10 protein-coding genes are annotated in these 9,636 nt (G+C 53.7%); 5 read left to right on the top strand and 5 right to left on the bottom strand.

The window, feature by feature from the left end; translation table 11 throughout:
- Positions 1-227 (bottom strand): hypothetical protein (locus U2W12_RS13360; RefSeq protein WP_326501182.1); only part of this gene is annotated, 227 nt, incomplete at its 3' end.
- A 247-nt stretch (positions 228-474) separates the two neighbouring features.
- Here U2W12_RS13360 and wrbA point away from each other — a divergent pair.
- Positions 475-1,077, top strand: coding sequence for an NAD(P)H:quinone oxidoreductase (wrbA, locus tag U2W12_RS13355; RefSeq protein ID WP_326501181.1), 603 nt, complete (start codon positions 475-477; stop codon positions 1,075-1,077).
- Between the two features lie 104 nt (positions 1,078-1,181).
- On the opposite strand, the gene U2W12_RS13350 is transcribed toward wrbA, so the two are convergent.
- The 3 genes from U2W12_RS13350 to U2W12_RS13340 are packed head-to-tail and all read right to left on the bottom strand — an operon-like array spanning position 1,182 to position 4,846.
- Positions 1,182-3,449, bottom strand: a complete 2,268-nt coding sequence (locus U2W12_RS13350) for an FUSC family protein (RefSeq protein ID WP_326501180.1) — start codon at positions 3,447-3,449, stop codon at positions 1,182-1,184.
- A complete protein-coding gene (locus U2W12_RS13345; RefSeq protein WP_326501179.1) occupies positions 3,446-4,633 on the bottom strand; it encodes a biotin/lipoyl-binding protein in 1,188 nt (395 codons plus the stop codon). The genes U2W12_RS13350 and U2W12_RS13345 overlap by 4 nt, the downstream gene beginning before the upstream one ends.
- Before the next feature lie 18 nt (positions 4,634-4,651).
- A complete protein-coding gene (locus U2W12_RS13340) occupies positions 4,652-4,846 on the bottom strand; it encodes a YtcA family lipoprotein (RefSeq protein WP_326501178.1) in 195 nt (64 codons plus the stop codon).
- Between the two features lie 207 nt (positions 4,847-5,053).
- Here U2W12_RS13340 and U2W12_RS13335 point away from each other — a divergent pair, with 207 nt between their 5' ends.
- Positions 5,054-6,631 carry a TolC family protein gene (locus U2W12_RS13335; protein WP_326501177.1) on the top strand — a complete coding sequence of 526 codons (1,578 nt, stop codon included), beginning with the start codon at positions 5,054-5,056 and terminating at the stop codon, positions 6,629-6,631.
- Positions 6,632-7,065: 434 nt separating this feature from the next.
- On the opposite strand, the gene U2W12_RS13330 is transcribed toward U2W12_RS13335, so the two are convergent.
- On the bottom strand, positions 7,066-7,971 hold the full coding sequence (locus tag U2W12_RS13330) for a LysR family transcriptional regulator (protein ID WP_326501176.1): 906 nt from the start codon (positions 7,969-7,971) through the stop codon (positions 7,066-7,068).
- A gap of 186 nt (positions 7,972-8,157) precedes the next feature.
- Between U2W12_RS13330 and U2W12_RS13325 the strand changes: the two genes are divergently transcribed.
- The 3 genes from U2W12_RS13325 to ycaC all read left to right on the top strand — a co-directional run bounded on the left by U2W12_RS13325 (position 8,158) and on the right by ycaC (position 9,609).
- A complete protein-coding gene (locus tag U2W12_RS13325) occupies positions 8,158-8,316 on the top strand; it encodes a hypothetical protein (protein ID WP_326501175.1) in 159 nt (52 codons plus the stop codon).
- Positions 8,313-8,558: a hypothetical protein gene (locus U2W12_RS13320; protein WP_326501174.1), complete on the top strand. Its 246-nt coding sequence runs from the start codon at positions 8,313-8,315 to the stop codon at positions 8,556-8,558. The genes U2W12_RS13325 and U2W12_RS13320 overlap by 4 nt, the downstream gene beginning before the upstream one ends.
- 424 nt (positions 8,559-8,982) lie before the next feature.
- The gene (gene ycaC, locus U2W12_RS13315) at positions 8,983-9,609 is read left to right on the top strand and encodes an isochorismate family cysteine hydrolase YcaC (protein WP_326501173.1); all 627 of its coding nucleotides are present in this window, start codon (positions 8,983-8,985) and stop codon (positions 9,607-9,609) included.
- Positions 9,610-9,636: the final 27 nt, after the last annotated feature.

Genomic DNA, 9,636 nt, shown 5'->3' with positions numbered 1-9,636 from the left:
TTGGTTTTAGTTGAGGAAGGCAATGATACCAAGTTTTTTCCGCCAGAGCTTTTTTGAGGAGCACCGGCGCGAAGATTTTGCTCTGCAAAACCAGAAACCCAGAAAAATCGGCTGATGCCGCGCCGTTTTGCCGGTTCCGTCAAAATCTTCGTTGTGAAAATCTCTGGCAGGGTTATGATTTTATAGGAATATTTTGTTTTCGGGCAGGCACTAATTAGGCTGCGCAAATTTTTTTCATACGTAAAAACTGAACTGATTCATCAATAAATATACCAAATAGGAGGGTAGGCTAAACAAATCGTCTTTGAATACATTAAGGTATTTTACAATCGCGAGCGACTTTCATTCTGCCAGGGGCTATTTATCGCCCGTAGACTATGAATTGCGGCTAAAAACTGATTAACTTTGTGTGCATAAAAGTGTTGACACATCAATAATATAATCGAACGACCTCACGAAATCAGGAGATGCGACATGGCAAAAATTCTCGTTCTTTACTACAGCATGTATGGCCATATCGAAACTATGGCGAAAGCGGTGGCTGATGGCGTGCGCAGCGTCGAGGGCACCGAGGTCGCCATCAAGCGCGTGCCCGATCTGGTGCCGGAAGATGTGGCGCGAAAAGCCGGCGCCAAGCTGGATCAAGCGGCGCCGATCGCGATGGTGGACGAACTGCCGGACTACGATGCCATCATCTTTGGCACGCCGACGCGCTTTGGCAATATGTGCGCGCAGATGCGCAATTTTCTCGACCGGACCGGCAGGTTGTGGCTCAACGGCAGCTTGATTGGCAAGGTGGGTAGTGTATTCACGTCCACTGCCACCCAGCACGGCGGACAGGAGACCACGATCACCTCGTTTCACACCACCTTGCTGCATCACGGCATGATCATCGTGGGCGTTCCCTATTCCTGTCAGGAGATCATGAACATGAATGAAATCACCGGCGGATCGCCCTATGGGGCGAGCACTCTTGCCGGCGGCGATGGCAGTCGTCAACCGTCGGAGAATGAATTAAAAATTGCCCGTTTCCAGGGAGCCCATGTTGCGAAAGTAACCAAGAAGCAATCAGCCTAACAGCCTCAGCACAAAGCGTTAGGGTTTCTGCTGTAGGGCGGCGGTATGGATAGTGTCGTACCGTCGCAATCGTCCGATCTGACAGAAAAGACCGGTCCGGGTGATTACCGATCGATTGGCGGGCTGGCTGTCTGGCGATATGAAACAGAATTTAGAGCCTTTTGTTCGATTTGTTCTACCAGCGCCATGATTTGGTGATCCAGCATGAAACGTAGTTCCCAATCCCTAGCCTTGTCGGCCGGCAAGCTGTCGATGCGATGATGTTCGCTGTAGCTTTGCGTCAGTTGGGCGTGGATGTCGGCAACGGTAGTCCGGGTCTCCAGTTGTTCGCCGTGCAACATCAGCGCCGCATTTTCCAGGGCCCTTGCCAATTCCGCGTCGAAAGCGCGGCTATGTTCTTGTAGTGCATCAGGTAACTTGCCCAATTGCAGGCCGCCTAGCAAGCGATAACGTCTCCGAACCAGCAGTAAGCCGGATAAATTACCTGCATCTTCGATAATGGTACCGAGCGCTGCCCGCTCCTTAATTTGGTCGGCTAAACCGGCATCAGGCTCCAGCAGGGCGTGAATGACAAAACTTTGGGCGGCGGACAAATCCTTTTCCGCAGACAAGCGCAGCGGCAAGGTACTCTTGAGCATCTGGCTTAGCTCCGGCGGCCAGGCGGTAAATCTGGCGATTGTGTGTAACGCCGATGCGCTATGGATGCGCGCAAGAGCAATCGAACGCCGGGGCCATAGCGCATAGTCCAATACCCCCATCACGATAATGCCGAGCAAAATGCCGATAACACGGTCGCGTGACAGATTCAAATCGGTGACCGCGCCGAAATCGTGCAACACGAACAGTGCCAACGAAAAAGCGATCTGTCTGCCCATATAGGCGATGCGGTCGCTACCGGCGGAAATCCAGGCGGATATTGCCCATACCGGGGCGGTTGCCAAGGTAAAGCCGACGATGGAGTCGATCTGGGACTGGAATACCAAAACATAGAGGTAAGCGCAAAGCCCGCCCAGGGCCGAGCCCGACAAACGCAGCAATGATATGCGGTAGTCTGCGCCGAGACTGGTTTGCGCAGTAATGATGCAAGTGATGATGGCGGTATTGATAGCAGGCCAAGCCAGGCTTTCCACGATCAATGTGCAAAGTATGGCGCCCAGGGAAAATTTGATGGCATATTGCAGGGTGTCGGCATGAGTCGACCAGAATTCATAGCCAAACCAGGCAGGCAGCCATGCGGTATCGCCGAATTCAGTCTCGGCTTCCATGGGCTTCATTTCGGGCGATGACGCCGACTCATGCAAGCTATGCATCAAGCCGGCGATGCGCTGCAATGCCCGCCACATGGCCGTTAACAGAGAAGGGCTGGTTTCATGCAAATCGGCGGGGAGAATTTTATCGGGTAACAACGCCGAGGCTTGGCCGGAAACATCGCGCCATTGTTCCATGCCTTGTCGCAGAAGCGAGCAGACACTTTGTAAAGCCAGATACATGTCCAATCTCTGCGGGCCCATCGCCTGACCGCGATGCTCGGCGGTCAAAACCTGATCCAGCCAGATGGCGATCTGCCTCAGCCCGTCGATTTCGATCAATAAGGCAAGGTAAGTATCATGATGTTTATACAATGACGGATGGATCAGTTCCGCGTGGGTTAGCAGGTCGTGAGTCTTGCCGAAACTGCCAGGCGTGAGAAGCTTGTGTCTTTTTTTGTCATCGGAATTCGCATTATCGTCTGTCAGGTGCGCGCCCAAAATGTTTTCCACGGCGGATAACTGCTCCGCGATACTGAATGTCAACAGTTTGAGCGGGTCTTGCGGCTTGATGGACAGTTGCACCAGCGTCCATGTACCGATCGCGAGTATGCCGATGATCGGTATATTCCATAAAGCGCTGTAGATATTGTCCGCGGGAGTGCTCGGGCTGTACAGTACAGAAGTCGCATACAAGAGGGCAATGCTGGTTGGCCAGGCGATCAGGCGGGCGTGGAACAAAGCGAGCGCCATGATCGTGAAGGACAAGGGCAGCAACAGCCAGGGAGCATCGCCCGCGAAAATAAGCGCGCCGACAGACACAAAGGCTGTGACGATGACATAGCCGAACTGGCGTACCCCGAGCGTAAGCGATTGTCCGGCGTTCAAATACGGGTCGCAATTCATGCTCAGCGCAATCGCGATCGGCGCCAGCGGTGCGATGTGCAGGGTTTCGCTGACCAGGGCAATGGTGAGCACCACGATGAACACGCGCAATGCGGCTAACCGCCGTCCTGGAAAATCGCTGAGTTCAACCTTTAGAAATTGCCATAGGCTGGTCCCGAACCAGAGTGTGCCCGGATTTTTGCTTTGCGTGGAAACCGGTGCCGTGTCGCCTGTTTTCATCGGGACTGCGGGACTTGGGTTACTCCCTTCTCATTTGCAGGCAAAAGCGTAGGATTTCCTGCAGGGCGATCCAGAAGGGTCACGAAAGCGGTCATGCCCATGCGCAAGGGATGCTCGGCGTCGCGTTCGCTTATCTCAATGCGCACCGGAAAGCGGGATGCAAGGATGACCCAGTTCAGTGTGCGCTGAACCTCGGGCAACACACCTTGTTGCTTGATATTATCGGGATAATTGGCCCAGCCGATGCCGGTAACCACGCCCCGATAGTGTTTTCCGGGATAACCGACGAGGAATACTTCGGCTTCCTGGCCGGGATGGATGGAACGTAAGTAGGTTTCCTTGAAGTTAGCGATGGCATACCAATGGCGGTCGTCGACCAATGCGAATATTTGCGTTCCGGTCTTGGCGTATTCGCCCTCGCGTATATTTAGGTTGGTGACGTAAGCGTCGAAAGGCGCCCGCACGTAGCAGTATTCCACGTCGAGTTCGGCGGCGGTAACGGCAGCCTTGGCCGCTTCGATACGGGCATTGACGTTGCCGACTTGGGCAATCAGGGATACGGCGCGTCGGCTCTCGCTTTTGGCTTCGGCGATCGCGCTACGGGCCGAAAGCTCCTTCGCGCGTGCATCGGCCAGTGCGGCACGTGAGGCGGCATATTTGGAGCGGGCTTGCTTGATCTGGTCGGCGGTTACGTAGACTTTTTCCGCCAGCGGCTCAAGGCGTTCCAGGTAGTTATGCAGATATTCGTCCTCCGCCTCAAGCCGGGTGACTTCGGCGCCGGCCGCAGCGCGTTGGTGTTCCAGCCGCTCGATGGCGATTTCGGCGGAGCCGCTGGTGGCGCGCCGCGACTCCACTTCTTTTTCGACCACCAGCAATTCCGCTTTGGCCTGGTCCAGTTTAGCCTGATAGGGGCGCGGATCGATCACAAAAAGCAGGTCGCCTTGCTTGACGTACTGATTGTCTTCGACGTGCAATTCCACGATACGGCCGTCCACTTCAGGCGCGATGCCGACGATGTTTGCCCGAATCATCGCGTCATTGGTGCGCGGGCTTTTATAATTTATGCGCCAGACAAGCATCCCGGTCACGACTGCTGCCAGCACAATTAATGTACCGATGAGTCGTCCAAGCAACATGCGGCGTCGCTGGTTTACAAGGTGATTGTCAGTTTGACTGTTTTCCATGATGGTGGGCGCCAGCGTTTATGTAGAGTAAAATAATAACCAGATGACAAATGTACATAATGCCCATAGGCTCGGAAAAATCAATAAAGGCGGCCCGAGATACGGCGCCAGTCTATGCCTTACCAATTGCCAGGTGAGTACCATGGTTAGCGCCAGTCCTGCCAGAATACAGATGATCCAGGCCGGCCAGAACGAGCCTTCAATACTCAGCATCGGATCGCAAGCCGTCAAAAAAACGGAAAATACAGCCGGAAAAACTGTTTTTCGCAATCTTGATTTCAATATCATGACTTGTGCCTGAACGGAAAACTAAATTGTAATAATCGTAAGAACATTTGCTTTATTATGTTAAAAATATTTCTGTTCAGCTACTAAAGTTAAACATCCGAAAAAATATTTATTCCACAACAGAATTGAAGATTGAACAAGATTTTTTCAAATTTAAGCGAGTTGCGGCGCTGCAAGCGCGATAACGTGTTGGCATTGTTGCCATGTCTGTCGCGATATGTCAAACGTTTGGCGATACCCGCAGCGCTGGTGTTGACAGCCTGCATGCCGCCGAGCGTTGCGCAGATCGATAAGCCTTCTGCGTCCATACCTGCAGACCCTGCCGCTTATTGGCATGATGACGAGACCGGGATAAGGCCGCAACAGATCGCTGCGGCCAGTCGCCCGCAGGGGGGTAGCCTGATCGATACCAAGATAACCTACGATCTTCCGGCGCTGGTCGATCTGGCCTTGCACGCCAACCCGGAAACCAGGGTTAGCTGGGAGGAGGCGAAAGCCGCCGCTGCTCGGCTCGAACGGAATCGCAGCGCCTGGTATCCGACGCTGACGGCCATGGCGTTCGGGCAATATTTCAAGACGAGCTTCCCCATCCCCGGCGGTGCGTTGGTAAGCCATGGCTACTCTTCTTATGGCGGTCTGGACTTGGCATGGACATTGTTCGATTTCGGGCGTCGGGAGGCCACGGTCAACGCCGGCGTGCAACGTTTGAGTGCGGCTAATTTTTCCTTTAACCGCAAGCATCAGGAAATCGCCTATGGGGTTGCGACCAGCTTTTTTGCCTATCAGGCGGCTCTGTCCAGGGTAACTGCGGCGCAGCAGACGTTGGAGGCCGCAAACGCCGGTACTGCTTCGGTGAAGGCGAAATTCGACAAAGGCCTGGCGACACGCCCCGATTTGCTGCTGGCGATACAAGAGCAGGCAAAAGCCAGCTATGACCTCCAGGATGCACGCAGTTCGGCGATTCAGTTGCATGCCGATCTGACTGCAAGCTTGGGTATCTCGCCTTCCTATTCCTTGCAACTGATAGACTTGAGCAAACTGCCGTTACCCGCAGGGCTGGTACAATCGGTCGAAAAAATCGTCGATCAGGCATTGGAGCAACGCCCCGATCTGTTGGCGCGTCTTGCGGAATTGCGCGCGCGCGAAGCGGAAGTCAATAAGGCTAGAGCCGAGTTCTGGCCCAAGATTTCCCTGGACGGCAAGCTTGGCAATCAATACTGGGGAGATGTGCATACCCATCCGCCCGGCAATGAGAGTTATTCGGCCAGTAATCTGGTTGGTACCGCGATGCTGACTGTGGAATGGACCTTGTTCGATGGCTTTGAACGCAGCAATGCCGTGCGCGAAGCAGAAGCCAGGAAAGAAGCTTCCAGGGCTCAGCTTGAGGCCCTGCGACTGGAGATCATGCGCGATATTTGGAAAGCCTATGCCGATACCAAAACCGCGCTGGAAAAGCGCGAGTTTGCGCTAGCCTTGCTGAAAGCGGCGGAAGAATCCTATGCCGCCACACAAGAATCGTATATCCACGGTTTTTCCACGGTGATAGAGCTGCTTTCCGCGCAAAAGGATTTGGCGCGCGCCCGTTATACTGAAATCGATAGCCGCGCGGCTTTACTCCGATCCGCCGCAACCCTGGTTTATGCTTCAGGGGAGCAGGGCCAGGGAGACCGGAATACGGATAGCGAAAAATTTGGCCTCAGTGTTCCGTAGGTAACGGGACGATAAATGTTTCGCGGTGATATTTTTGTATGAGCAGATAAGTCGCTATGGTGTAAAAAGTCTACATTTACGATCGCAATAGCTTATTAACACGGCCGTTCAACTTTTTAACGGGGCGGTTTCCGAGTACCGATTTTCCCTCACAATCTCTCTTTCTCTGGGTATCGATGTTTGTAGCGGGCCGGCTTGGCTTCGACGCCGGCGTATCGCTACTGCATTTTCACGTGGAGCGTGGGAAGGGAAAAGGTTAGTGCCAATCCTCTCATAACCGGTGATCTCGCTAGTGTACAGGCCCAGGCCCTTGATACCCGGCGGATTCCGAGAGCCTCAAGCAGCTTTAATCTAGGCCATATTGGTAAGCCCGCTCTTGCATCTCATTGCATCCACATCATTGACGAGGTATGAAGGGTCAAGCTTTCATACGGTTATTTTTCGTCCATCTCTCCATACCGGGTTGACAGAAAATCAATTAACGCGCGCACGGAAGGGAGCAATCCTCTGCGTGACGGATACACAGCATGAATGATCTCACGGTTTGGCGTCCACTCCGGCAACACCTTGACCAGCGACCCGTTGGCCAACTCTCCCCGGATAAACATGGCGGGCAACTTAGCGATTCCAATTCCCGCAACTGCCGCAGTGCGCAGGGCAATCATGTCGTTCGAAATAAACTTCGGCGCATGGCGTAATGAAACTTGTGTGTTATCAGGTCCCAACAAAATCCAGATGTGTTCATTTTGAGGCGTCCCATGCGACAGGCTGGGCCGGTCGGCAAGATCCGCCGGAAAGCTTGGTAGACCGTATCGTTCTATCAGGGCGGGGCTGGCTACCAGGCATTGCCGGCGATCCGAGAAAATACGCATGACCAGATCGCTGTTCTCTATAGGAGGCTGGCGGACGCGGATTGCCAGATCGATACCTTCTCCGATCGGATCGACTCTGCGATTGCTGGCCTCGAGATGAATCGCAACCAAGGGATTCAAAGCCATGAAGTCCGCAAGCATGCTTCCGATATGCGCGTGCAGCAGCGCCGGGGGACAGGTCAATCTGATCGTTCCGCAAGGTTTTGCGCGCGTAACGTCAATGGACTCCTGGGCCGCCTCGGCCTCTACCAGCATGGCATTGCAGTGCTCATAATAAGTTTGTCCAATCTCGGTGACCGAAAAACGCCGGGTTGATCGCTGAATCAGCCTGACTCCCAGTCGCTCCTCCAGCAGAGCTATCCTTCGGCTCAATTTGGACTTAGGGATAGCCAGTATCCGGCTCGCAGAGGCAAAGCCGCCGTGGTCGACCACTTTGACGTAGTAATAAAGATCGTTCAGGTCCTGCATCGTGTATTGTCCTATTTATGGAACGCTATAATCGTTTTTTTGCTGTCTACACAATAAACTGTCTTATCAATATACTGTAATCGTTAATCATCTGCAGCAGGAGCAAACGATTAAAAAAAATCATTACGATTCAAAGTGCGCCTCAAGTACACGGGGACGGCTTTGCCGTACGTTCGTTGTTTTCCCATGATTCCGGCAGGTAGCCAGAATGAGTTCGTTTCTGCATCTGGATTATGGAGGACCGGCGCACACCCGCCCGTCACGATCGTGTATCAGGGCGAAGTCGAACACCGGGACTCGACGGGGCAGGGCGGTGCGATCGTACCGGTGATGTCCAGTGGATGACCGCAGGGAACGGTATTATGCATGAGGCGCTTCACTACGAAAGCTTTACCCGGCCGGGCGGCATGCTCGAAATGGTTCAGTTCTGGGTCAATCTGCCGGCTGCGCACATGATGACCTGGCCGAAGTATCAATCCATCCCGAATCAGGCCATTCCGGAGATTGAACTGCCTCGCAACACGGGAACCGTGCGGGTGATTGCCGGAAGCCATGGCGGTGCGACATGGCCTGCTCTGACATTTTAGCCAATGATCGTCTGGACATTCGGCCGCATCCAGGCCAAACCCGAATAAGCGCGCGCGGTCTGGAATACATTGCTTGCCGTTTTGAGCGGAAAAGTTCGGATTAACGGTGACCGCTTTGCGGAAGAGGCACAACTTGTGGTACTGGATAGTGCCGGCGATTACCTTGACATCGTAGCCGGCGATGACGCAAAACTGTTATTGCTGCCCGGAGAACCGAGTTAATGAGCCAGTCGTGGGTTACGGAGCGTTCGTGATTGAACGTCCGGAACGAAATCCGCCAGACCATGGCGGATTACCAATAGGAGAGTTTGGCAGGATTCCTGCACTTAGCTGAGTTTTTCAGCCCGTCGAACGGAGGACAGTCTTCACACGGTTGACTTGTTCGACAACATTAACCTCAACCTTATAATTTAGGAGAATCATCATGGCAAAGCCTTATACCCGTCTCGATAAAAACAATGCGGCCGTTTTGTTGGTGGACCATCAGACAGGTCTGCTGTCGCTGGTGCGGGATATCGATCCGGATAAGTTCAAGAATAATGTGCTGGCGCTCGCTGACTTGGCTCAGTATTTCAAGTTACCCACCATCTTGACGACCAGTTTTGAAAATGGCCCTAACGGCCCCCTGGTTACCGAGCTGAAGGAGACTTTCCCAGAGACCCCGTATATTGCGCGTCCAGGGCAGATTAATGCCTGGGATAACGAGGACTTCGTCAAGGCGGTTAAGGCTACGGGCAAGAAGCAACTGATTATTGCCGGTGTTGTCACCGAGGTCTGCGTCGCATTTCCCGCGCTCTCGGCCATTGAAGAGGGGTTTGATGTATTTGTGGTGACCGATGCCTCGGGCACTTTCAACGAAATCACTCGTAATGCCGCGTGGGATCGAATGGCCGCGGCCGGGGTACAACTGATGACGTGGTTCGGCGTCGCTTGCGAACTGCATCGCGACTGGAGGAATGATGTTGAAGGACTGGGGGCGCTGTTTTCCAGCCATATTCCAGACTACCGCAATCTGATCTCCAGTTATTTGACGGCAAGTGCGGGCAAGTAACGAGAGCTATCCCAGCCAGTTTCTGGC

Source organism: Methylomicrobium sp. Wu6, assembly GCF_035916875.1.
Lineage (GTDB): Bacteria > Pseudomonadota > Gammaproteobacteria > Methylococcales > Methylomonadaceae > Methylomicrobium.
Note: the sequence above shows the minus strand (reverse complement) of the source record. Positions and strands in the feature narration are given on the sequence as shown.

Bases quoted from the DNA above. Each gene is read 5' to 3' on its own strand.
- wrbA (WP_326501181.1), top strand. From the start codon at position 475: ATGGCAAAAATTCTCGTTCTTTACTACAGCATGTATGGCCATATCGAA.
- U2W12_RS13350 (WP_326501180.1), bottom strand. From the start codon at position 3,449: ATGAAAACAGGCGACACGGCACCGGTTTCCACGCAAAGCAAAAATCCG.
- U2W12_RS13345 (WP_326501179.1), bottom strand. From the start codon at position 4,633: ATGGAAAACAGTCAAACTGACAATCACCTTGTAAACCAGCGACGCCGC.
- U2W12_RS13340 (WP_326501178.1), bottom strand. From the start codon at position 4,846: ATGCTGAGTATTGAAGGCTCGTTCTGGCCGGCCTGGATCATCTGTATT.
- U2W12_RS13330 (WP_326501176.1), bottom strand. From the start codon at position 7,971: ATGCAGGACCTGAACGATCTTTATTACTACGTCAAAGTGGTCGACCAC.
- U2W12_RS13325 (WP_326501175.1), top strand. From the start codon at position 8,158: ATGATTCCGGCAGGTAGCCAGAATGAGTTCGTTTCTGCATCTGGATTA.
- U2W12_RS13320 (WP_326501174.1), top strand. From the start codon at position 8,313: ATGACCGCAGGGAACGGTATTATGCATGAGGCGCTTCACTACGAAAGC.
- ycaC (WP_326501173.1), top strand. From the start codon at position 8,983: ATGGCAAAGCCTTATACCCGTCTCGATAAAAACAATGCGGCCGTTTTG.